The 21,793-nt window shown below is 59.1% G+C and carries 22 protein-coding genes; 12 read left to right on the forward strand and 10 right to left on the reverse strand.

The window, feature by feature from the left end; translation table 11 throughout:
- Positions 1-164: 164 nt before the first annotated feature.
- The 6 genes from hisB (at position 165) to ACA051_RS01630 (ending at position 4,051) form a co-directional block, all read left to right on the forward strand.
- The gene (hisB, locus tag ACA051_RS01605; protein ID WP_003218037.1) at positions 165-758 is read left to right on the forward strand and encodes an imidazoleglycerol-phosphate dehydratase HisB; all 594 of its coding nucleotides are present in this window, start codon (positions 165-167) and stop codon (positions 756-758) included.
- A complete protein-coding gene (gene hisH, locus ACA051_RS01610; RefSeq protein WP_090176778.1) occupies positions 758-1,396 on the forward strand; it encodes an imidazole glycerol phosphate synthase subunit HisH in 639 nt (212 codons plus the stop codon). Before hisB ends, hisH begins: the two co-directional genes overlap by 1 nt.
- The gene (locus ACA051_RS01615; RefSeq protein WP_403104477.1) at positions 1,397-1,657 is read left to right on the forward strand and encodes a DUF2164 domain-containing protein; all 261 of its coding nucleotides are present in this window, start codon (positions 1,397-1,399) and stop codon (positions 1,655-1,657) included.
- A gap of 42 nt (positions 1,658-1,699) precedes the next feature.
- Positions 1,700-2,437, forward strand: a complete 738-nt coding sequence (gene hisA, locus ACA051_RS01620; RefSeq protein WP_010464588.1) for a 1-(5-phosphoribosyl)-5-[(5-phosphoribosylamino)methylideneamino]imidazole-4-carboxamide isomerase — start codon at positions 1,700-1,702, stop codon at positions 2,435-2,437.
- Between the two features lie 9 nt (positions 2,438-2,446).
- Complete coding sequence (gene hisF, locus ACA051_RS01625) at positions 2,447-3,217, forward strand: imidazole glycerol phosphate synthase subunit HisF (protein ID WP_497307139.1); 771 nt, start codon at positions 2,447-2,449, stop codon at positions 3,215-3,217.
- Positions 3,218-3,295: 78 nt separating this feature from the next.
- Positions 3,296-4,051, forward strand: coding sequence for a substrate-binding periplasmic protein (locus tag ACA051_RS01630; RefSeq protein ID WP_497373254.1), 756 nt, complete (start codon positions 3,296-3,298; stop codon positions 4,049-4,051).
- Between the two features lie 136 nt (positions 4,052-4,187).
- On the opposite strand, the gene ACA051_RS01635 is transcribed toward ACA051_RS01630, so the two are convergent.
- The 4 genes from ACA051_RS01635 to gpmI form a co-directional block, all read right to left on the reverse strand.
- Positions 4,188-4,964 carry a divergent polysaccharide deacetylase family protein gene (locus ACA051_RS01635; RefSeq protein ID WP_497307143.1) on the reverse strand — a complete coding sequence of 259 codons (777 nt, stop codon included), beginning with the start codon at positions 4,962-4,964 and terminating at the stop codon, positions 4,188-4,190.
- A gap of 1 nt (position 4,965) precedes the next feature.
- Positions 4,966-6,285, reverse strand: coding sequence for a S41 family peptidase (locus tag ACA051_RS01640; protein ID WP_497373256.1), 1,320 nt, complete (start codon positions 6,283-6,285; stop codon positions 4,966-4,968).
- 34 nt (positions 6,286-6,319) lie between these two features.
- Positions 6,320-7,612 (reverse strand): murein hydrolase activator EnvC family protein, encoded by a 1,293-nt coding sequence (locus ACA051_RS01645; RefSeq protein ID WP_497307147.1) that lies wholly within the window; start codon positions 7,610-7,612, stop codon positions 6,320-6,322.
- Between the two features lie 241 nt (positions 7,613-7,853).
- A complete protein-coding gene (gene gpmI / locus ACA051_RS01650; protein WP_497373259.1) occupies positions 7,854-9,383 on the reverse strand; it encodes a 2,3-bisphosphoglycerate-independent phosphoglycerate mutase in 1,530 nt (509 codons plus the stop codon).
- A 153-nt stretch (positions 9,384-9,536) separates the two neighbouring features.
- Between gpmI and ACA051_RS01655 the strand changes: the two genes are divergently transcribed.
- From ACA051_RS01655 to secB, 3 genes are read left to right on the forward strand one after another with little or no spacing between them, the layout of a single operon-like run.
- Positions 9,537-9,950, forward strand: coding sequence for a rhodanese-like domain-containing protein (locus ACA051_RS01655; RefSeq protein ID WP_497307151.1), 414 nt, complete (start codon positions 9,537-9,539; stop codon positions 9,948-9,950).
- A 1-nt stretch (position 9,951) separates the two neighbouring features.
- Positions 9,952-10,206, forward strand: a complete 255-nt coding sequence (grxC, locus tag ACA051_RS01660; protein ID WP_010464569.1) for a glutaredoxin 3 — start codon at positions 9,952-9,954, stop codon at positions 10,204-10,206.
- Between the two features lie 41 nt (positions 10,207-10,247).
- Positions 10,248-10,739 (forward strand): protein-export chaperone SecB, encoded by a 492-nt coding sequence (secB, locus tag ACA051_RS01665; protein ID WP_017336062.1) that lies wholly within the window; start codon positions 10,248-10,250, stop codon positions 10,737-10,739.
- Positions 10,740-10,870: 131 nt separating this feature from the next.
- Here secB and ACA051_RS01670 read toward each other — a convergent pair whose 3' ends face one another.
- The gene (locus ACA051_RS01670; RefSeq protein WP_095634211.1) at positions 10,871-11,326 is read right to left on the reverse strand and encodes a tRNA (cytidine(34)-2'-O)-methyltransferase; all 456 of its coding nucleotides are present in this window, start codon (positions 11,324-11,326) and stop codon (positions 10,871-10,873) included.
- Here ACA051_RS01670 and ACA051_RS01675 point away from each other — a divergent pair.
- Positions 11,325-11,765 (forward strand): hypothetical protein, encoded by a 441-nt coding sequence (locus ACA051_RS01675; RefSeq protein WP_497373261.1) that lies wholly within the window; start codon positions 11,325-11,327, stop codon positions 11,763-11,765. The genes ACA051_RS01670 and ACA051_RS01675 overlap by 2 nt on opposite strands.
- Positions 11,766-12,306: 541 nt before the next feature.
- On the opposite strand, the gene ntrC is transcribed toward ACA051_RS01675, so the two are convergent.
- From ntrC to glnA, 5 genes are all read right to left on the reverse strand, one after another.
- On the reverse strand, positions 12,307-13,743 hold the full coding sequence (gene ntrC / locus ACA051_RS01680; RefSeq protein WP_010464563.1) for a nitrogen regulation protein NR(I): 1,437 nt from the start codon (positions 13,741-13,743) through the stop codon (positions 12,307-12,309).
- Positions 13,740-14,825: a nitrogen regulation protein NR(II) gene (gene glnL / locus ACA051_RS01685; protein WP_010464561.1), complete on the reverse strand. Its 1,086-nt coding sequence runs from the start codon at positions 14,823-14,825 to the stop codon at positions 13,740-13,742. The genes ntrC and glnL overlap by 4 nt, the downstream gene beginning before the upstream one ends.
- Before the next feature lie 231 nt (positions 14,826-15,056).
- Positions 15,057-15,677, reverse strand: a complete 621-nt coding sequence (locus tag ACA051_RS01690) for a DUF4124 domain-containing protein (protein ID WP_497307153.1) — start codon at positions 15,675-15,677, stop codon at positions 15,057-15,059.
- Positions 15,674-16,183: a DUF4124 domain-containing protein gene (locus ACA051_RS01695; RefSeq protein ID WP_497307155.1), complete on the reverse strand. Its 510-nt coding sequence runs from the start codon at positions 16,181-16,183 to the stop codon at positions 15,674-15,676. Before ACA051_RS01695 ends, ACA051_RS01690 begins: the two co-directional genes overlap by 4 nt.
- A 300-nt stretch (positions 16,184-16,483) precedes the next feature.
- Positions 16,484-17,890, reverse strand: coding sequence for a glutamate--ammonia ligase (gene glnA / locus ACA051_RS01700; protein ID WP_131061256.1), 1,407 nt, complete (start codon positions 17,888-17,890; stop codon positions 16,484-16,486).
- Positions 17,891-18,220: 330 nt separating this feature from the next.
- On the opposite strand from glnA, the gene thiI reads away from it, so the two are divergent.
- Positions 18,221-19,675, forward strand: a complete 1,455-nt coding sequence (thiI, locus tag ACA051_RS01705; RefSeq protein WP_497307156.1) for a tRNA uracil 4-sulfurtransferase ThiI — start codon at positions 18,221-18,223, stop codon at positions 19,673-19,675.
- Positions 19,676-19,814: 139 nt separating this feature from the next.
- On the forward strand, positions 19,815-21,635 hold the full coding sequence (typA, locus tag ACA051_RS01710; protein WP_131061253.1) for a translational GTPase TypA: 1,821 nt from the start codon (positions 19,815-19,817) through the stop codon (positions 21,633-21,635).
- Positions 21,636-21,793 lie beyond the last annotated feature (158 nt).

The following is a 21,793-nucleotide window of genomic DNA, read 5'->3' on the forward strand; positions in this document are numbered from 1 at the left end:
CACACCGTCTTCGCGGGCAAGCCTAGCTCCTACATGTCATTACAGGTACATCTCCGACAACACCGGGTTCTGTCCGTCAGTCATATCACCTCCCGTGTTTCTGTTTCGCGCCCGCGCCCCTATAATGGCTGCCTTTTTCGCCCAATGATTTTGCGGAGCTGGTGATGGCCGAACGTAAGGCGTCAGTCGAGCGCGACACTCTGGAAACCCAGATCAAAGCCTCGATCAACCTGGATGGCACCGGAAAGGCCCGATTTGATATCGGTGTTCCTTTTCTTGAGCACATGCTGGACCAGATCGCCCGTCACGGGCTGATCGACCTGGATATTGTCAGCAAGGGCGACCTGCATATCGACGACCACCACACCGTGGAAGACGTCGGTATCACCTTGGGTCAAGCCTTCGCCAAAGCCATCGGCGACAAAAAAGGCATCCGTCGCTACGGCCACGCCTACGTGCCGCTCGATGAAGCGCTGTCGCGCGTGGTGATCGACTTCTCCGGCCGTCCTGGCCTGCAGATGCATGTTCCCTACACCCGCGCCACCGTTGGTGGTTTCGACGTTGACCTGTTCCAGGAATTCTTCCAGGGCTTCGTCAACCATGCGCTGGTCAGCCTGCACATCGACAACCTGCGTGGCACCAACACCCACCACCAGATCGAAACCGTGTTCAAGGCTTTCGGCCGCGCCCTGCGCATGGCCGTAGAGCTCGACGACCGCATGGCCGGTCAGATGCCGTCGACCAAAGGCGTTCTGTAATGCAGACGGTCGCGGTTATCGATTACGGCATGGGCAACCTGCACTCGGTGGCCAAGGCCCTCGAGCACGTTGGTGCCGGCAAGGTCCTGATCACCAGCGATGCCGATGTGATTCGCGAAGCCGACCGGGTGGTTTTCCCCGGCGTCGGTGCGATTCGCGACTGCATGGCGGAGATCCGTCGCCTGGGCTTCGACTCGCTGGTGCGCGAAGTCAGCCAGGACCGTCCGTTCCTAGGCATCTGCGTCGGCATGCAAGCCTTGCTCGACAGCAGTGAAGAGAATGACGGCGTTGACTGCATCGGCCTGTTTCCGGGTGCGGTGAAGTTCTTCGGCAAGGACCTGCACGAAGATGGCGAACACCTGAAAGTCCCGCACATGGGCTGGAACGAAGTGAAGCAGACGGTGAGTCACCCGCTGTGGCACAACATTCCGGACCTGGCGCGTTTCTACTTCGTGCACAGCTACTACATCGCCGCCGGCAATGCGCGGCAGGTGGTGGGTGGCGGTCACTACGGTGTCGATTTCGCTGCGGCGCTGGCCGATGGCTCGCGTTTCGCCGTGCAGTTCCACCCGGAGAAGAGCCATACCCATGGCCTGCAATTGCTGCAGAACTTCGCTGCGTGGGATGGTCGCTGGTAAATGGCAGCCAAGAAAACGAAGCCACCGATCCTGACCCTCACTCCCGAACAGGAGAACGAGGCCAATCACAAGATCAAACGCTTCATGGAGGACCGCTTCGAGCTGGACCTGGGTTCGTTCGAAGCGGCCGAAATCCTTGAGCTGTTTACCCGTGAAATTGCGCCGCACTATTACAACAGGGCGATTTTCGATGTGCAGACACACCTCAAAGAGAGGTTCGAAAGCATCGAAAGCGACCTGTGGGCGCTCGAGAAAAACTGATTTCCGAGCGAAGCTGAACACTCGAATTTGAAGGTTTGCCAGATGCTGATTATTCCCGCTATCGATCTTAAAGACGGTGCCTGTGTTCGTCTGCGCCAGGGCCGCATGGAAGATTCCACGGTGTTCTCCGATGACCCGGTGAGCATGGCTGCCAAGTGGGTGGAGGGCGGTTGCCGTCGTCTGCATCTGGTCGACCTGAACGGCGCCTTCGAAGGCCAGCCGGTCAATGGCGAAGTGGTCACTGCCATCGCCAAGCGCTACCCGAACCTGCCGATCCAGATCGGTGGCGGCATCCGCTCCCTGGAAACCATCGAGCACTACGTCAAGGCAGGCGTGAGCTATGTGATCATCGGCACCAAAGCCGTGAAAGATCCAGCCTTCGTCGCTGAAGCCTGCCGCGCGTTCCCGGGCAAAGTGATCGTCGGTCTGGACGCCAAAGACGGTTTCGTCGCCACCGACGGCTGGGCTGAAATCAGCACCATTCAGGTGATCGACCTGGCCAAGCAATTCGAAGCCGACGGCGTGTCCGCGATCGTTTATACCGACATCGCCAAAGACGGCATGATGCAGGGCTGCAACGTACCGTTCACCGCTGCCCTGGCCGCTGCCACGCGCATTCCGGTGATCGCTTCCGGCGGTATTCACAACCTGGGTGACATCAAGTCGCTGCTCGACGCCAAGGCGCCAGGCATCATCGGCGCGATCACCGGCCGGGCGATCTACGAAGGCACCCTCGACGTCGCTGAAGCGCAAGCTTTCTGCGATTCGTACAAAGGCTGAGGACTGACCATGGCGCTGGCCAAACGCATCATCCCTTGCCTGGACGTGGACAACGGCCGGGTCGTCAAAGGTGTGAAGTTCGAGAACATTCGTGATGCCGGCGATCCGGTGGAAATCGCCCGTCGCTACGACGAGCAAGGCGCCGACGAGATTACCTTTCTCGACATCACCGCCAGCGTCGATGGCCGCGACACCACGCTGCACACCGTCGAGCGCATGGCCAGCCAGGTATTCATCCCGCTGACCGTGGGCGGTGGCGTGCGCACCGTGCAGGACATTCGCAACTTGCTGAATGCCGGTGCGGACAAGGTTTCGATCAATACCGCAGCGGTGTTCAACCCGGAGTTCGTTGGCGAAGCGGCCCAGCATTTCGGCTCGCAGTGCATCGTCGTCGCCATCGACGCCAAGAAAGTCTCCGGCCCGGGCGAAACCCCGCGCTGGGAGATCTTCACCCACGGCGGCCGCAAACCGACCGGCCTCGACGCCGTTGAGTGGGCGATGAAAATGGAAGGCCTCGGTGCCGGTGAAATCCTGCTGACCAGCATGGACCAGGACGGCATGAAAAACGGCTTCGACCTGGGCGTGACGCGCGCCATCAGCGATGCGCTGGGTATCCCGGTGATTGCCTCCGGCGGCGTCGGCAACCTGCAGCATCTGGCCGACGGCATCATCGAAGGCCACGCGAGCGCAGTATTGGCGGCGAGTATTTTCCACTTCGGCGAATACACCGTGCAGGAAGCCAAGGCCTACATGGCCCATCGCGGGATCGTGATGCGCTAAACAAATCCATGCAGGCCAGTGGACAGCATGGCGGGCTCAAGGCACTCTTGGGCACGCCATGGATTTCGGTAGCCCGACATGATCAAACGTCTTCTTCTTGTCCTCGCCAGCGCTTCTCTGTTGCTCATCAATGGGGTCCACGCTGAAGAAAGTCCCGACACCGACCTGGTGTTGCTGACGGAAAATTTCCCGCCGTACAACATGGCGAAGAACGGCAAAAACTTCGCTCAGGATGAGAACATCAATGGCATTGCTGTGGACATCGTCCGCGAGATGTTCAAACGTGCCGATGTCACCTACAGCCTGACACTGCGCTTCCCTTGGGAGCGAATCTACAAACTCGCCCTCGAGAAACCCGGCTACGGCGTGTTCGTGATGGCGCGCTTGCCGGATCGCGAGAAGCTGTTCAAGTGGGTTGGTCCCATCGGCCCGGATGACTGGATCATGCTGGCCAAGGCTGATAGCAAGATCAGCCTGGAGACCCTGGATCAGGCGCGCAAATACAAAATCGGCGCGTATAAGGGCGATGCGATTGCCGAGACGCTGGCCAAGCAAGGGTTGAAGCCCATTGTGGTGCTGCGCGATCAGGACAACGCGAAAAAACTGGTGAGTGGTCAGATTGATTTGTGGGCCACGGGCGATCCGGCTGGGCGCTATCTGGCGCGTCAGGAAGGCGTTAACGGCCTCAAGACGGTGTTGCGGTTCAATAGCGCCGAGTTGTACCTGGCGTTGAACAAAGATGTACCGGATGAAGTAGTGGCCAAGCTGCAAGCTGCACTGGATCAGCTTCGCAAAGAAGGCGTGGTGGACGAGATCATGGCGCGGTATCTCTAGCCGCCCACCATTCCCGAGCCACCACCGCTCCCTGTAGGAGCCGGCTTGCTGGCGAAGCGGCCTCAAATCTTGCATCGATCTCACTGCCGCCATCGCCAGCAAGCCGGCTCCTACAGGGGTTAGGTGGTGTCGCTGATTACCGGTACACGCCATCCTTACCGTGAGCAGCCGTTGCGCGATTGCTGCGCACGCTGATCATCTGCTTGATGTCGATCCACTCGATCCCCTGCGCCTTGAGCTTCGGCAATTCGCGCTCCAGCACCGCCAGTGTCTGCGGATACGGATGCCCGATCATCACCGCCGAGCCCTGCTTGCGTGCCAGATCAATCGCCGTCTGTAGTTGCGTAAAAATCGCCGCCTCGGTGCGCTCATCATCCAGAAACACATCCCGCGAAACACTCGCCAAGCCAATTTTCTGCGCCTCGGCCGCCGCGACGGTTTGCGCGCTGGTGCGGCTGTCGACGAAGAGCTTGTGCCGGCGCTGCAAGTCCGCCATCAACCAGGCCATGGCGGGTTGCTGAGCGGTCATGCGGCTGCCCATATGGTTGTTGATACCGGCGGTATAAGGCACGACCTTGAATGCCGCGCTCAGGCGTTTCTCAAGTTCGTCGATGGGCAAGTCGGGATGCCAGGCGAACGGGCCGGTGGCCGGATCCATGGGCATGTGCAGGATGACGATCTTGCCGGCGCGATGGGCTTCGCGGGCGAATTCGGTGGCGTGGGGGGTGTCGGGCATGATCGCCGCGGTCACCGGACCGGGCAGGGCTAGCACACGACGATCCCGGGGCAGGTTCTGCCCCAGGTCATCGATGATCAATGTCAGGTAGGCCTTGTGTGGCGTCGGCTTGGCGGGTTCTGCGTGAGCAACACCCGCCAGACAGCACAGCAGACCGATCAAGAACCGCAGGCGCACCTCAGCGACCGGAGGTGATGCTCAGCCCTTTGAGCAGGCTCAGCGCCTGGGCCAATTGGTAATCGTCATCCTGTGGCATTGCTTTGGCTTTACCGCTGGAACCGGTCGGTTTGTCGGCGCCGCCGTTGCCATTGCCCAGGTGACCCTGCAGGTCGGCTTCCTTGAAGTATTCGCCGTCCTGCTCGTTGGTGATCTTGGCCTTGCGCACTTCGATGTCCGGGACGATGCCCTGGGCCTGGATCGAGCGGCCGTTCGGCGTGTAGTACAGCGCCGTGGTGATCTTCAGTGCGCGATCGTTGTTCAGTGGCAGCACGGTTTGTACCGAGCCTTTGCCGAAACTGGTGGTGCCCATGACCACCGCGCGTTTTTGATCCTGCAAGGCGCCGGCGACAATTTCCGAAGCCGAGGCGCTGCCGCCGTTGATCAGCACAACCATTGGCACGGCTTCGCTTTCGTCTTTGCCGGTGGCAGAGAAGCGCAGCTCGGAGTTGGCGATGCGGCCCTTGGTGTAAACGATCAGGCCCTTGGTGATGAAGTGGTCGACCACTTCCACCGCCGATTGCAGCACGCCGCCCGGGTTGTTGCGCAGGTCGAGAATGATGCCGTTGAGCTTCTTGCCATTGTCCTTGCGCAACTTGGTCAGGGCCTTGGAAACTTCTTCGCCGGTCTTGACCTGGAACTGGGTGATGCGGATGTAGCCGTAGCCCGACTCCAGCAGCTGCGCCTTGACGCTCTTCACTTGAATGATCGCGCGGGTCAGGGTCACGTCGAACGGTGTCCCGCCGTCGCGCACCAGGGTCAGGGTGATTTTCTGGCCGATCTTGCCGCGCATCTTGTCCACGGCTTCGGTCATGCTCTGGCCGCGAGTCGGCTGGCCGTTGATCTTGACGATGAAGTCGCCAGCCTGAATGCCAGCCTTGGAGGCCGGGGTGTCATCGATGGGCGAAACCACTTTGATGAAACCGTCTTCGGCGCCGACTTCGATGCCCAGGCCGCCGAATTCGCCGCTGGTGCTTTCCTGCAATTCAGCGAAGTCTTCCGGGCCCAGGTAGGCGGAGTGCGGATCGAGGTTGCTGAGCATGCCTTTGATGGCGTTTTCCAGCAGGGTCTTGTCGTCCACCGGTTCGACATAGGCGGCCTTGATCCGATCCATGACCTCGGCAAAGGTGCGCAACTCTTCCAGGGGCAACGGCGCCTTGGTGGTCGCAGCAGTGCCCGCAGGCGCGACCGCCGGGGCCGGTTGAGCGGCAAACGCCAGAGGCGCGCCGATCACCAGGGCAATCGTCAGGGCCAGCGAGGTAAGGCGGGACAAATGCAGCATGTCGAACGAACTCCTAATGTAGGTGACTCAACGCCTATCCTTGCGCGCGGCACCATTGCGCCGGATCACTCGGGTGACCCTGCTGACGAATAGCGAAATACAGCGCTGGTGTGTCCTGCCCGCCACTGTTACCGACAGTGGAGATGGACTCACCGGCTTTTACCACGTCACCCGCAGACTTGAGCAGCGTCTGGTTGTGACCATAAAGACTCAAAAAACCGTTGCCGTGGTCGAGAATCACCAGCAGCCCGGCGCCACGCAACCAGTCGGCGAACACCACGCGACCGCCATGTACGGCGTGCACCTGGCTGCCGGCGGAGGCGCTGATCATCACGCCGTCCCACTTGGTACGGGCGTCGTCGCCACGGGATTCACCAAAGCGTGCCAGCAGTCGACCATCAACGGGCCACGGAAGTTTGCCGCGAGTTGAAGCAAAAGCGCCGCCGAAGGTTTCGCCTGAACTTGAAACCAGTGCGCCAGGTGTTGATTTAACCGGTTTACGTGGGGCGTCAGTGGCATCTGCCTGTTCCTGAGCCTCACGTAAACGCTTTTTTTCGGCTTCCTGCTGGGCGATGAGCGCTTTTTGTCGCGCCTCTTCAGCCTCTCGAGCCTGGCGGGCCAGGGTTTCTTCGATGGTTTTAAGGACTTTAGACAGGTCTGCCTGATCCTGCTCGCGGGCGGCCAGCTTCTGGTCGCGAGCCTTCACGTCGTCGCTCAGCTTGGTCAGGACTTGCTGGCGCTCCTTGCGAACCTTGTCGAGTTCGTCGCGCTGGCTGTCGAGGCTGCTTTTCTGCACCAGCAATTGCGCCTGTTGCAACGCGATGTCTTTTTCGACATTGGCCAGTTGGCGCAGGGTTTCGTTGAAATTCTTCAGCTGCTCCAGGCGGGCCTGGCTCAGGTAGTCGTAATAGGTGAGGGTGCGGGCGAATTTTTCCGGATTCTGCTGGTTCAGCAAGAGCTTCAAGTACTCCTGACGGCCGTTCTGATAGGCCGCACGGGCCTGAATGGCGATCAGTCGCTGCTGTTCAGTGCGCGCGCTCTGGAGTTTTTTTTTCTCTCCATCGAGTCGCTGCAGCTCGGATTCGCTTTTCTTCAGCTCTTTTTGCAGGGCTTCGACCTGCTTCTCGAGCTTGCCCATTTCGGTCTCGGTGCCCTTGAGGTCTTTCTGCACACCGGATTTTTCCTCCTGCAGCTTGCCCAGCAGTTTTTTCAGCTCGGCAATGTCCTGACGCGTGGCGTCCAACTGTTGTTGGGTTTGCGCGCGCTCGTCAGCGAAGGCCGGTTGGAGCAGGCAAGTCAGAGCAAGGGCAATCAGGACGCGAAGCATAGAGGCGGGCGACACCAGGGAAAGGGACGGCCTAGTATGCCCGCCAAGCGCCGCAAAAAAAACGCCCAATTGGGGTTGTGTGATAACTGGAGCAGTGTCGCATCTGAAAACACCCAAAAACCAATGTGGGAGCGGGCTTGCTCGCGAATGCGGTGTGTCAGTCGACATCAACGTTGACTGACACACCGCATTCGCGAGCAAGCCCGCTCCCACAGGGGTTAGCGGTGTTTGATAGGGCTGATTACACCAGAATCGACGTGCCGGTCATTTCAGATGGTTTTTCCAGGCCCATCAGCATCAACATGGTCGGTGCCACATCCGCCAGTACGCCGCCATCACGCACCTTGAAGTCACGCTTGCCGACGTAGATGAACGGCACCGGCTCAGTGGTGTGCGCGGTGTGAGCCTGGCCAGTGGATTCATCGGACATTTGCTCGACGTTGCCGTGGTCGGCCGTAATCAGCGCTTCGCCGCCGACCTTGTCCAACGCTTCGACGATGCGACCAACGCACAGGTCCAGACATTCAACAGCTTTCACTGCTGCGTCGAACACGCCGCTGTGGCCGACCATGTCGCCGTTGGCGTAGTTGACCACGATCACGTCGTAACGCTGATTTTCAATGGCGTCGACGATGCGGTCGGTGACTTCCGGGGCGCTCATCTCGGGCTGCAAGTCATAGGTGGCGACTTTCGGCGACGGGATCAGGATGCGTTCTTCGCCCGGGAACGGTTCTTCGCGACCGCCGGAGAAGAAGAAGGTTACGTGGGCGTATTTCTCGGTTTCGGCGATGCGCAGCTGGGTCTTGCCGTTTTGCGCCAGGTAATCGCCCAGCACGTTGTCCAGGCTGCCGGCGGCAAAGGCCGATGGCGCGGGAATGCTGGCGGCGTATTGGGTCAGCATCACGAAACCGGCCAGTTTCGGCTGGCGCGCACGTTCGAATTCCTTGAAATCGTCTTCGACGAACACGCGGGTCAGTTCACGGGCGCGGTCGGCGCGGAAGTTCATGAAGACCACGGCGTCGCCGTCTTCGACTTTCACCGGCTCGCCGATGGAAGTGGCTTTGACGAATTCATCGCTCTCGCCGCGCTCATAGGCAGCTTGCAGCCCTTCCTGTGCGGTGGCGGCATTGAATTCGCCGTTGCCGTCGACAATCAGGTTGTAGGCCTGGGACACGCGGTCCCAACGGTTGTCGCGGTCCATGGCGAAGTAACGGCCGACGATGCTGGCGATCCGGCCTTTGCCCAAAGCCTGGAACGTCGCGTCGAGCAGTTCGATGGACGACTGGGCGCTTTTCGGCGGTGTATCGCGGCCGTCGAGGAAGGCGTGCAGGTAGATTTTTTCAGCGCCGCGCTTGTAGGCCAGTTCGGCCATGGCGACCAGGTGATCCTGGTGGCTGTGAACGCCGCCATCGGACAGCAGGCCCATGAAGTGCACGGCTTTGCCGGCAGCAACGGCTTTATCCACCGCGGCGCAGATGGTCGGGTTCTCGAAAAACTCGCCGTCACGGATCGATTTGGTCACGCGAGTAAAATCTTGATACACCACGCGACCGGCGCCCAGGTTCATGTGGCCGACTTCGGAGTTGCCCATCTGGCCGTCCGGCAGACCGACGTCCATGCCGCTGCCCGAGATCAGGCCGTTCGGCACAGTGGCCCACAAGCGGTCCAGTACGGGCTTCTTCGCCGCAAACACGGCGTTGGATTCAGGGCTCTCACTGTGACCGAAGCCGTCGAGAATAATCAGGACCAAAGGTTTAGGCGTGGTAGTCATGGATTCCACTCGTGGCTGAATTAAAAGAGGGCGATGGAAAAGGGAGTGGCAGTTTAAAGCGAAGTTCCGGCCACGTCACCGCCGGACGGGGTTTGGCCCACCATAGTGGCTGTGTATACTGGCCGACATTTTAACGCCCTGGAACCTCCTTCGATGGTTGCTCACCTGATTGAATTTGCCACTAACCACTATCTGCTCGTCGGTATCTTCGTCGTACTGCTGGCGTTGCTGATCGCTTATCAGATGCAAGGCGGCGGCCGCAGCCTGAGCACCGGTGAACTGACCGGGCTGGTCAACAAGGACGCAGGCGTTGTGATCGACATTCGTTCGGTCAAGGATTTCACCGCCGGTCACATTGTTGGCGCGTTGAATATTCCCCACGACAAACTGACCGCTCGCATTGCCGAACTGGAAAAGCACAAGGCCAAGACCATCATCCTTGTCGATGCCATGGGCCAGACCGCCGGCACCCACGCCCGCGAACTGATGAAGGCCGGCTACACCGCCGCCAAGCTGTCCGGCGGTATTTCCAGCTGGAAAGGCGACAACCTGCCGCTGGTGAAGTGATATGAGCAACGTCGTCGTCTATTCCAGCGATTACTGCCCCTACTGCTCGCGAGCCAAGTACCTGCTCGAGAACAAAGGCGTGGCTTTCGAAGAGATCAAGGTCGATGGCAAGCCGCAGGTGCGTGCCGCCATGGCCCAGAAGGCCGGACGGACGTCCGTGCCGCAGATCTGGATCGGCGAGCGCCACATTGGTGGCTGTGATGATTTGTTTGCCCTTGAGCGCGCCGGCAAGCTCGACGCCATGCTCAAGGCCTGAATGCCTTCCCTATAAGACCCCAAGATCAGAAAGGATCTGAGATGACTGACCAACAGAACACTGCAGCTAGCGAAGAAGACACCGCACCGCAATTCTCCTTGCAGCGCATCTATGTACGTGACTTGTCGTTCGAAGCCCCGAAAAGCCCGGCGATCTTCCGCCAGCAGTGGGAGCCAAGCGTCGGTCTGGATCTGAATACTCGTCAAAAGGCGCTGGAAGGCGACTTCCACGAAGTCGTGCTGACTTTGTCCGTGACCGTGAAAAACGGTGAAAACGGAGAAGTGGCGTTCATCGCTGAAGTGCAACAGGCCGGGATCTTCCTGATCAAGAACCTGGACGACGCTTCGATGAGCCACACCCTCGGCGCGTTCTGCCCGAACATCCTGTTCCCTTACGCTCGCGAAACCCTGGACAGCCTGGTGACCCGCGGCTCGTTCCCGGCCCTGATGCTGGCGCCGGTGAACTTCGACGCGCTGTACGCACAAGAACTGCAACGCATGCAGGCGGCTGGCGAGACTCCGACCGTTCAGTAATCGGTCTGAGCGTCGAAGCAAGTCCAATGTGGGAGCGGGCTTGCTCGCGAAAGCGGTGTAACAGTCAACGATGATGTTGAATGTTATGGCCCCTTCGCGAGCAAGCCCGCTCCCACATTTGTTATGCGGTGTTATTTGAAGCCGAGCTGGCGCCAGCCTTCGTAGACGGCGACCGCCACGGTGTTCGACAGGTTCAGGCTGCGGCAGCCTTCGCGCATCGGCAAGCGCAGGCGTTGTTCGCCGGGCAGGGCCTCGAGCACTTCCGCCGGCAAACCACGGCTTTCCGGGCCGAACAGGAACGCGTCGCCCTCGGCGAAACTGGCATCGTGGAACGGACGCGAGCCCTTGGTGGTGAACGCGAACAGCCGAGGATGGCCAAGGCTTTCCAGGCAACTGGCGAGGTCCGCGTGGCGTTGCAGGGTGGCATACTCGTGGTAGTCGAGACCGGCGCGGCGCAGGCGCTTGTCGTCCATCTCGAAGCCCAGCGGTTCGATCAAATGCAGGTGGCAGCCACTGTTGGCGCACAGCCTGATAACGTTGCCGGTATTCGGCGGAATTTCTGGTTGAAAGAGGATGACGTGAAACATGCACGGCTCCGAAGGTAAAGATGAGCGGCATTCTACGCCGCCCATCGATCCACGTTCGAAACTATTACCGCGGGTGATGGGTTCGCTGGCGATTGTCGGACTGATGGTGGGGCTGATGATCGGTCGCTTGACCACGCCTGACCCCAGCGAATTGCAACAGATCGAGGTGACGGACGATGGGCTGGTGGTGTGGTTCAACAACGAACCCAAGTCCCATGGCGAATTCGTGGACGGCAGCCTCGCGCTGCTGTTCGAGGCGCAAGGCAAGGCGCAGAAAGGTCAGCTCAAGCTCAACGACAAGGTCGTGAACTGGCGGACGCGCTTGAGTGATGGGGGGTTGTTGCTGACGGTAGTGGCGGCCCGGCCACTGCAGGGCGAGTGGACCGGTAGCGAGGTCGATGACCGTTGGCGGCTGGAGATCCATCTCCGGGAGCAATAAAAGAGGGAATCCCCGGCCTGCCTGTACCAAGGTTCCCAAAACGGCAGGGCTCGCGCATGGCGTCGAGCCCGGTGTAAAGAAGGAACCCCTGACCTGCCTGTATCAAGGGCCCCAAAACTGGAGGGGCTCGTCGCAAGTGCGGTGTGAGCCCGATGTAAAGAGGGGAATCCCCGGCCTGCCTGTACCAAGGTCCCCGAAACCGGGTAGTGAACTGAATCACTGAATGGACTATTGCAGGGGGCGTGCCAGGTTTTAACAAGTTGAAACAGAAAGCTGCCTTGGAATGCCGAAAGCCCCGAGATTCGGGGCTTTCGTGTTTTTTCGGTAGCGGTTCGGTTGCGAAAGCGAACGGGGTTTTGAATGAGTTTTTGTGCGCGATTGCGGTTCACGGTGCATTCAGTCGGTGCACGTTGGCCCCAAAAGCTTCGCGGGCAAGCCTCGCTCCTACAGGGTTTGTGCCATTTCAAGATCGGCGCATGACCTGTAGGAGCGAGGCTTGCCCGCGAATGGATGCAACTGTCAGCGAAGATCTAGAGGCTGTTTAGCCCTCTTCCCCTTCATCATCATCCCCACCATCAACCTTCATTCCCAATTCCTTGATTTTGCGCGTCAGGGTATTACGCCCCCAACCCAGCAGAACCGCAGCATCCCGACGCCGTCCGGCGGTATGTTTCAAGGCGGTTTCGATCATGATCCGCTCGAATGCCGGTACGGCGCTGTCGAGCAAACTCGATTGACCGCGAGCCAACGCCTGATCAGCCCATTGACGCAACGCTTGCTCCCAATTGGTCACTGGTGCTGAATCCTGCGGCAGGCTCAGCAGTTCCGGCGGCAGGTCGCTGATGTGCACTTCGCGACCCGAAGCCATCACTGTGATCCAGCGGCAGGTGTTCTCCAACTGACGCACGTTGCCGCCCCACGGCAGGTTCTTCAGGTATTCCTCGGTTTCGCTTTTCAGCAGCTTCGGTTCCACCGCCAATTCTTGCGCGGCACGGCTGAGGAAGTGCTTGGCGAGGGTCGGGATGTCTTCGCGACGGTCCGACAGCCGTGGAATGTGGATGCGGATCACGTTGAGGCGGTGGAACAAGTCCTCACGGAATTTCCCGGCGTGCACCAGGGTTTCCAGGTTCTGGTGCGTCGCAGCGATGATGCGCACATCGACCTTCACCGGCGTATGACCGCCGACGCGGTAGAACTCGCCATCGGCCAGAACGCGCAGCAAACGCGTCTGGGTGTCCGCTGGCATGTCGCCGATTTCATCGAGGAACAGCGTGCCGCCGTCCGCCTGCTCAAAGCGCCCGCGACGCAGGTTGGCCGCGCCGGTGAATGCGCCTTTCTCATGGCCGAACAGTTCGGACTCCATCAAGTCTTTCGGAATCGCCGCCATGTTCAGCGCGATGAACGGCGATGCCGCCCGTGGACTGTGGCGGTGCAGGGCGTGGGCCACCAATTCTTTACCGGTACCGGATTCGCCGTTGATCAGCACGGTGATATTGGAGTGGCTCAGGCGACCGATGGCGCGAAACACTTCCTGCATCGCCGGCGCTTCGCCGATGATTTCCGGGGTGCGGGTCAAGGCGACCGGGACTTCCAGTCCTTGCTGTTCCTGGGCGTGCTGGTTCGCACGTTTGACCAGCGAAACGGCTTCGTCGACGTCGAACGGTTTTGGCAGGTATTCAAACGCGCCGCCCTGATAGGACGCGACAGCGCTGTCCAGATCGGAGTGCGCAGTCATGATGATCACCGGCAACCGTGGGTGTTGTTCGCGAATCCGCGCCAGAAGGTCCAGGCCGCTGGCCCCCGGCATGCGGATGTCGGAGATGATCACGTCCGGCTGCTGGCGCGCCAGGCGGCTCATCACGCCATCGGCGCTGTCGAAGCTTTGCGTGGTCATGCCTTCCTGCTGCAAGGCTTTTTCCAGGACCCAACGGATAGAACGGTCGTCATCGACGATCCACACGGTTTCACTACGGCTCATGTCGATGTGGCTCCTTGTTCCAGGGGCAGGAAGATCGAGAAAGTGGTGTGGCCTGGGTGGCTGTCACATTCGATCAGGCCCTGGTGCTGGCTGATGATGTTCTGGGTAATGGCCAGGCCCAGCCCGGTACCGTCCGGGCGGCCGCTGACCATGGGAAAGAAGATGGTTTCTTGCAGGTCCGCGGGAATCCCGGGGCCGTTGTCGATGATTTCGATCTTGGTCACCAGGCGATGCCGCACGTGGCCGATGGTGAACTGGCGCATGGCGCGGGTGCGCAGGCTGATGCGGCCCAGGCGCAGCTCGTTCTGGCTGCTGATGGCCTGCATCGCGTTGCGCACGATGTTCAACACGGCCTGGATCATTTGTTCGCGGTCGATCAAGACGTCGGGAATGCTTGGGTCGTAGTCGCGCACCAAAGTGATGCAGCCCTGACTTTCGGCCTCGACCAGATGACAGACACGCTCCAGCACCTCGTGGACGTTGCACATGGCCAGCGATGGCAACTTGTTGGAGCCGAGCATGCGATCCACGAGGTTTCGCAGACGGTCGGCTTCTTCAATGATGACGTTGGTGTAATCGCGCAGGCTTTCTTCCGGCAGTTCGCGGGCGAGCAGCTGAGCCGCGCCGCGAATACCGCCCAGCGGATTCTTGATTTCGTGAGCGAGACCGCGCACCAGCATTTTGCTGGTTTCCTGCTTCGACAGCTGCGCCTCTTCCTTGGTGATCCGCAGCAAGCGGTCACGGGGGTGGACTTCCAGCAGCAGCATCGTGGCGCCGTTGGCCAGGATCGGCGTTACTGCGTAGTCGACGGTCAACGTCTGGCCGGTGAGGGCGGTGAGCATCGCTTCGCGCTTGGTGAACGGGTGCGCCTGCTCGACCGCCTGGCGCAAGGAATTCAGCGCTTCGGTGGATTCGGTGAACAACTCGCTGATGAACTGCCCATGGCTACGCTGACCGCTGATGGCCAAGAGCATCTCCGCCGCCGGGTTCATGTACTCAAGGCGCAATTCGGCGTCGAGCAAAATGGTAGCGGTGGTCAGATTGTCGAGAAGCAGACGATGGAGTGCATCACTGATGGTCATTTAGGACCTCTTTTGGAGCAGGGCATGCGCGTGAATAACGCGCTGATACGAGGAAAATGCAAAAACCAAACCAAGGCTCCGAAAAGAAGCGTTTAAGGCCTGAAACGGGCGTTTGACGCTCGTTTGCGTGGCGTTCTGCCGGCTTTCGCGGGTACTTTCGAACCAAAATGGGTTGAGATTTGGGAACGGTGCAACCTATTGCACCAATATAGTGCGTAAAGCTGAACGGCGTTAGAAGAAACGCAGGAAGGGGTTTTTTTCTTCCTCGGGTTTGTCTTTGAGCGGACATTCCGGCCGTTGGCCGTAGTCGGTGAGGACGCAGGGTTTGACTTTGCGCTTCTGTGCGAGGGAGATGCGCAGCATCTGGAAGGGTTGATTGGCCGTGCGTTCTACGGTGCGGCCTTGTTCGTCGAGGATTTCCACGGACAGGTTGTGGCTGCCGCGGTCGATGTTGCTCAGGGCGAACACCGGACTGAGGCCGGGCTCGGCGGTGGGTTGGCCGTCGAGCAGCAATCGGTAGCGGTGCCCTCGTTGCAGGCCGGGTTCATGGGTGACACTGACGATCAGCTCACCGGCATTGCTACGGACCGTAGCGTCCGGTTCCGGGACCAGCACGCGGAGCATGTCGTAATGGAACAATGGTTTGTCTTCGGTTTTTTGCTTGGCAATCACCGGCGTCGCCCCGGTGGGGTTGGCAGACATGCGATTGCTCGTCGCCAGCGGCACGCGCTTGGCGTTGCCTGAGCCTGGCTGGTCGGTGTAGACCCGATGGCCCTGAGCGTCGACGTAGGTGAACACCTCGGCCGTGACCGGCAGTGCGATCAGGCAGGCGATCAGCAGCCACATCCTCATCGCTTGTGCACCCGTTGCACGGTGAATGTCACCGTCGGGCTTTGCTGGACGATGTTCTCACCGTCGATTACTTGCACTGCCAGGCTGTGTTCGCCACGGTCGATGTTCACCAGTTGCAGGATCGGCACGTTGCTCGATTGCCCGTAGGGTTGGCCGTCAAGCAACAACCTGAACAGGTGCGGCGCTCGCAGGCGCGGTTTGATCAGGACGCTGACGGTGAACGTGCCGTTGTTGGCGCGCAGGGCTTCGTCGGTGGGCAGGCCGGTCAACTCCAGTACCTCATAGGCGCTGCGCGGTTGCTCGCGGTTGCCGGTTTCGGCAGCGGGCGCAGGAGGTGCCTGGGGCGCAACGCTGTTGAGCGGTGGCAACTCGACCGGCTGCGCCTTGACGCCGTCGGGTGGTTGATTGCTATAGGCGGTGTTCCCGGAGGCGTCGGTGTACTTATAGATCTGCGCTGCGGCGGGCAGGGCGATCATCAGCAACATCAAAAGAAAACCACGACCCATAAAATCGACCGGAAGCGAAAGCGTTGGGGTGCAGCATAGGTCAGGGGGTGGTGATTGACCCAGCTCGTTAACATTTGGGCATGAATTGCCAAAATCCCTCAAACACCACAAAACCCCTGTGGGAGCGGGCTTGCTCGCGAAAGCGGAGTGTCAGTCACCATCAATGCAAGCTGACACACTGCATTCGCGAGCAAGCCCGCTCCCACAGGGTTTTTCAGTGATCGCCAAATCGCGGGCATAAAAAAGACCTCCCGAAGGAGGCCTCTTTTTTGTCACGCCGCTTGCACAGGCGCTACCGGATCAGCAGCTGTAGTACAGCTCATATTCCAGTGGGTGTACGAAGGTACGTACTTTGATTTCTTCTTCGCTTTTCAGAGCGATGTAAGCGTCGATGAAGTCATCGGAGAACACGCCGCCTTTGGTCAGGAACGCACGACCTTTGTCCAGCTCTTCCAGAGCTTCTTTCAGGCTGCCGCAAACTTGTGGGATCTCTTTCGCCTCTTCAGGCGGCAGGTCGTACAGGTTTTTGTCAGCTGCATCGCCAGGGTGGATCTTGTTCTGGATGCCGTCCAGGCCGGCCATTACCAGGGCAGCGAAGGCCAGGTACGGGTTGGCTGCTGGATCCGGGAAGCGGGCTTCGATACGGCGAGCACGAGGGCTGGACACGTAAGGAATACGGATCGAAGCGGAACGGTTACGAGCCGAGTAGGCCAGCATTACCGGAGCTTCGAAACCTGGGACCAGACGCTTGTAGGAGTTGGTCGACGGGTTGGTGAAGCCGTTCAGCGCCTTACCGTGCTTGATGATGCCGCCGATGAAGTACAGGGCGGTGTCAGACAGGCCGGCATAGCCTTCGCCAGCGAAGGTGTTCTTGCCGTCTTTGGCGATGGACAGGTGGACGTGCATACCCGAACCGTTGTCGCCGTACAGAGGCTTAGGCATGAAGGTCGCGGTGCGGCCATAAGCGACAGCCACGTTGTGCACGCAGTATTTCAGGGTCTGAACTTCGTCAGCCTTGGCGACCAGGGTGTTGAACTTCACACCGATTTCGTTCTGACCGGCAGTTGCCACTTCGTGGTGGTGAACTTCGATGACCAGACCCATTTCTTCCATGGCGTTGCACATGGAGGTACGGATTTCGTGGTCGTGGTCAAACGGAGGAACCGGGAAGTAACCGCCTTTGATACCTGGACGGTGGCCATGGTTGCCGCCTTCGATGTCCTGGTCGGACATCCACGAACCTTGTTCGGAGAAGATTTTGAACATCGAGCCGGAGATGTCGGACTTGAATTTCACCTGATCGAAGATGAAAAACTCAGGCTCCGGACCAACGAAAACGGTATCGCCGATACCGGTCGACTTCAGGTATTCCTCGGCACGCTTGGCGATCGCACGTGGGTCGCGATCGTAGCCTTGCATTGTCGAAGGCTCGATTACATCGCAAACGATGATCAGCGTTGGGTCTTCGGTGAACGGGTCGAGAACGGCAGTGCTGTCGTCCGGCAGCAGGATCATGTCGGAAGCTTCGATGCCTTTCCAGCCAGCGATGGAGGAACCGTCGAACATTTTGCCTTCTTCGAAGAAAGCTTCATCCAGCGCGTCGCGAGCCGGCATGGTCACGTGGTGCTGAGTGCCTTTGGTGTCCGTGAAGCGCAGATCAATCCACTTGACGTCATGATCTTTGATGAGTTGAACCGACTTCGACATAGTGTCCTCCGGGTGGCTTCGGGCTTAGTAGTGGATGCCCTTAGAATGTGGGTGATGCCGGCGCGAATACTCTGCCAAGGCAACCTGCCTCACAAGGGAGCAAATTGCATGCCAGTGCCCCAGCATGGGTTTTTTGCCCCAATATCACGCTTATAAAGGCACAAAGCATCTGTAAGCGGAAAATCTCGCCCTACAATGTAGCGTTAAAATCGACAAATGACCTGTTTTGGTGCGCGCAAAACCTTCTGCACATTAACTGGTTAAACCTTGAGCAATTTCCGCTATAATCCGCGCCCCCCTTTTTCGGCTGGCCCAGCGCGCGCTGTTTTCATGAAACTAATCGTAAAAGTCTTCCCCGAGATCACCATCAAGAGCCGCCCGGTACGGATGCGTTTCATCCGCCAGTTGGCCAAAAACATCCGTACCGTGCTCCGCGACCTGGACCCGGCTGTGGTGGTGAACGGCGTGTGGGACAATCTCGAGCTGGAAACCCGCGTCAGCGATCCCAAAGCCCTGAAGGAGATGACCGAGCGCCTGAGCTGCATGCCGGGCATCGCGCATTTCCTGCAAGTCGACGAATACCCGCTGGGCGATTTCGACGACATCGTCGCCAAGTGCAAGCAGCACTTCGGTGAGGCGTTGGCCGGGAAGGTCTTTTCGGTGCGCTGCAAGCGTGCCGGCAAGCATGAATTCAGCTCGATGGACGTCGAGAAATATGTCGGCAGCCAACTGCGTCGCCAGTGCGGCGCCGCCGGAATTTCGCTGAAAGACCCGGAAATCGAAGTCCGCATCGAAATTCGCGACAAACGGTTGTTCGTGATCCACAGCCAGCACAACAGCATCGGCGGATATCCGCTGGGTGCACTGGAACAGACACTTGTCCTGATGTCGGGTGGGTTCGATTCCACGGTGGCTGCTTACCAGATCATGCGCCGCGGCCTGATGAGCCATTTCTGCTTCTTTAATCTGGGCGGACGGGCCCATGAACTGGGCGTCATGGAAGTCGCGCACTTCATCTGGAAGAAGTATGGCAGCTCCCAGCGCGTGTTATTTGTGAGTGTGCCGTTCGAGGAAGTCCTGGGAGAAATTCTCGGGAAAGTCGATAACAGTCATATGGGTGTAGTTTTGAAGCGTATGATGTTGCGCGCTGCTTCCCGTATTGCCGATCGGCTGGACATCGATGCGCTGGTTACCGGCGAGGCGATTTCCCAGGTGTCGAGCCAGACACTGCCGAACCTGTCCGTGATCGACTGCGTAACCGACAAGCTGGTCTTGCGTCCGCTGATCGCCAGTCACAAGCAGGACATCATCGACCTGGCCAACGAAATCGGCACGGCCGACTTCGCCAAGCACATGCCGGAATATTGCGGGGTCATCTCGGTGAACCCCAAGACCCACGCCAAGCGTCCACGCGTGGAGTACGAAGAACAACAGTTCGACATGGCAGTACTTGAGCGTGCGCTCGAGAACGCCAAACTGGTGCCGATCGATCGCGTGATCGACGAATTGGGCCAGGACTTGCAAATCGAAGAAGTCGGCGAAGCGTTGGCTGGTCAGATCGTCATCGACATCCGTCACCCGGATGCCGCTGAAGACGACCCGCTGGGCCTTGCTGGCATTGAGGTACAAGCGATGCCGTTTTATGCATTGAACGCTCGTTTCAAGGAACTGGACCCTACTCGCCAGTACCTGCTGTATTGCGACAAAGGCGTGATGAGTCGCCTGCATGCCCACCATTTGCTCAGTGAGGGGCATGCCAATGTGCGCGTTTATCGACCGAGCTAAGAGCCCGGGGCTGTTTGCCTGTGGCCTGCGTCACCGGCCCCCCGACGCCGCCGTCAAGCTGTAACGGCTTTGCCGGACTCTACTGTTAATCGCTGCCAAGACTTGTCAGCACACCGAATCCTCTGATCGAGATACACAAGTGATCGAAAATCTACGCAACATCGCCATCATTGCTCACGTTGACCATGGTAAGACCACCCTGGTAGACAAACTCTTGCGTCAATCCGGCACCCTGGAGCGCAACGAGCTCAACGACGAGCGCGTGATGGACTCCAACGACCAGGAGAAAGAGCGCGGTATTACCATTCTGGCGAAAAACACCGCCATCAACTGGAACGGCTACCACATCAACATCGTGGACACCCCGGGCCACGCCGACTTCGGCGGCGAAGTTGAACGCGTAATGTCGATGGTTGACTCCGTTCTGCTGCTGGTTGACGCTCAAGACGGCCCTATGCCGCAAACCCGTTTCGTGACCAAGAAGGCTTTCGAAGCCGGCCTGCGTCCAATCGTGGTGATCAACAAGGTTGACCGTCCAGGCGCACGTCCGGACTGGGTTCTGGACCAGATCTTCGACCTGTTCGACAACCTCGGTGCTACCGAAGAACAACTGGACTTCCAGGTTGTTTACGCTTCGGCCCTGAACGGTATTGCCGGTCTGGAACACACCGCCATGGCGGAAGACATGACCCCGCTGTACCAGGCCATCGTTGACCACGTTCCAGCTCCAAAAGTTGACCGTGACGGCCCGTTCCAGATGCAAATCTCCGCACTGGACTACAACAGCTTCCTGGGTGTTATCGGCGTTGGCCGTATCGCTCGTGGTCGCGTCAAGCCGAACACTCAAGTTGTGGCTATCGACATTGATGGCAAGAAGCGCAACGGTCGTATCCTGAAGTTGATGGGTCACCACGGTCTGCACCGCATCGACGTTGACGAAGCAGCTGCCGGCGACATCGTCTGCATCAGCGGCTTTGACCAGCTGTTCATCTCCGACACTCTGTGCGACCCACTGAATGTTGAAGCGATGAAGCCGCTGACCGTTGACGAGCCAACTGTTTCCATGACCTTCCAGGTAAACGACTCGCCTTTCTGCGGTAAAGAAGGCAAGTTCGTCACCAGCCGTAACATCAAGGAGCGTCTGGACAAAGAACTGCTGTTCAACGTTGCTCTGCGCGTTGAAGAAGGCGACACCGCCGACAAGTTCAAAGTTTCCGGCCGTGGTGAGCTGCACCTCTCGGTACTGATCGAAACCATGCGTCGCGAAGGCTTCGAAATGGGTGTTGGTCGTCCGGAAGTGATCATCCGTCTGGTTGACGGCGTCAAGCACGAACCGTACGAAAACGTGACCATCGACCTGCCGGAAGAATCCCAGGGCGCGATCATGGAACAGATCGGTATCCGTAAGGGCGACCTGACCAACATGGTTCCGGATGGCAAGGGCCGTGTGCGCCTTGAGTACAACATCCCGGCTCGTGGCTTGATCGGTTTCCGTAACGAGTTCCTGACCCTGACCTCCGGTGCAGGCATCCTGACCTCGATCTTCGACCGTTACGACGTGATGAAGTCCGGCGACATGTCCGGCCGTCAGAACGGCGTGCTGGTTTCGGTTGCTACCGGTAAGGCTCTGACTTACTCGCTGGAAACCCTGCAAGCTCGCGGCAAACTGTTCCTGGGTCACGGCGAAGACGTGTACGAAGGTCAAATCGTCGGCATCAACAGCCGCGACAACGACCTGGGCGTCAACCCAACCAAAGGCAAGAAGCTCGACAACATGCGTGCCTCGGGTAAAGACGAAACCATCGCTCTGGTTCCGCCTATCCGTTTCACTTTGGAACAAGCTCTTGAGTTCGTGCAAGAAGACGAACTGTGCGAAGTCACTCCTAAGTCCATCCGTCTTCGCAAGAAGATCCTGGGCGAAAGCGAGCGTACCCGCGCTGCCAAGAAAGCCGGTAACTAAGTCATTTAGTTAGCTGCAAAAAAACGCCCCCGACCGCAAGGTCGGGGGCGTTTTTGTTTGTCTGGGGTTTGGGCTGTGTCAGTGAAGGACCCTTCGCGGGCAAGCCTCGCTCCTACAGTTTTTGCGCTGCTCTAAAGACGTGCGCATGACCTGTAGGA

It is taken from the genome of Pseudomonas sp. LBUM1669 (genome assembly GCF_059695705.1).

Bases quoted from the DNA above. Each gene is read 5' to 3' on its own strand.
- ACA051_RS01655 (WP_497307151.1), top strand. From the start codon at position 9,537: ATGGTTGCTCACCTGATTGAATTTGCCACTAACCACTATCTGCTCGTC.
- ACA051_RS01615 (WP_403104477.1), top strand. From the start codon at position 1,397: ATGGCAGCCAAGAAAACGAAGCCACCGATCCTGACCCTCACTCCCGAA.
- hisA (WP_010464588.1), top strand. From the start codon at position 1,700: ATGCTGATTATTCCCGCTATCGATCTTAAAGACGGTGCCTGTGTTCGT.
- ACA051_RS01630 (WP_497373254.1), top strand. From the start codon at position 3,296: ATGATCAAACGTCTTCTTCTTGTCCTCGCCAGCGCTTCTCTGTTGCTC.
- secB (WP_017336062.1), top strand. From the start codon at position 10,248: ATGACTGACCAACAGAACACTGCAGCTAGCGAAGAAGACACCGCACCG.
- gpmI (WP_497373259.1), bottom strand. From the start codon at position 9,383: ATGACTACCACGCCTAAACCTTTGGTCCTGATTATTCTCGACGGCTTC.
- ACA051_RS01690 (WP_497307153.1), bottom strand. From the start codon at position 15,677: ATGAGGATGTGGCTGCTGATCGCCTGCCTGATCGCACTGCCGGTCACG.
- thiI (WP_497307156.1), top strand. From the start codon at position 18,221: ATGAAACTAATCGTAAAAGTCTTCCCCGAGATCACCATCAAGAGCCGC.
- ACA051_RS01675 (WP_497373261.1), top strand. From the start codon at position 11,325: ATGCACGGCTCCGAAGGTAAAGATGAGCGGCATTCTACGCCGCCCATC.
- hisH (WP_090176778.1), top strand. From the start codon at position 758: ATGCAGACGGTCGCGGTTATCGATTACGGCATGGGCAACCTGCACTCG.
- ACA051_RS01670 (WP_095634211.1), bottom strand. From the start codon at position 11,326: ATGTTTCACGTCATCCTCTTTCAACCAGAAATTCCGCCGAATACCGGC.
- ntrC (WP_010464563.1), bottom strand. From the start codon at position 13,743: ATGAGCCGTAGTGAAACCGTGTGGATCGTCGATGACGACCGTTCTATC.
- ACA051_RS01695 (WP_497307155.1), bottom strand. From the start codon at position 16,183: ATGGGTCGTGGTTTTCTTTTGATGTTGCTGATGATCGCCCTGCCCGCC.
- glnL (WP_010464561.1), bottom strand. From the start codon at position 14,825: ATGACCATCAGTGATGCACTCCATCGTCTGCTTCTCGACAATCTGACC.
- ACA051_RS01640 (WP_497373256.1), bottom strand. From the start codon at position 6,285: ATGCTGCATTTGTCCCGCCTTACCTCGCTGGCCCTGACGATTGCCCTG.
- hisB (WP_003218037.1), top strand. From the start codon at position 165: ATGGCCGAACGTAAGGCGTCAGTCGAGCGCGACACTCTGGAAACCCAG.
- ACA051_RS01645 (WP_497307147.1), bottom strand. From the start codon at position 7,612: ATGCTTCGCGTCCTGATTGCCCTTGCTCTGACTTGCCTGCTCCAACCG.
- hisF (WP_497307139.1), top strand. From the start codon at position 2,447: ATGGCGCTGGCCAAACGCATCATCCCTTGCCTGGACGTGGACAACGGC.
- grxC (WP_010464569.1), top strand. From the start codon at position 9,952: ATGAGCAACGTCGTCGTCTATTCCAGCGATTACTGCCCCTACTGCTCG.
- glnA (WP_131061256.1), bottom strand. From the start codon at position 17,890: ATGTCGAAGTCGGTTCAACTCATCAAAGATCATGACGTCAAGTGGATT.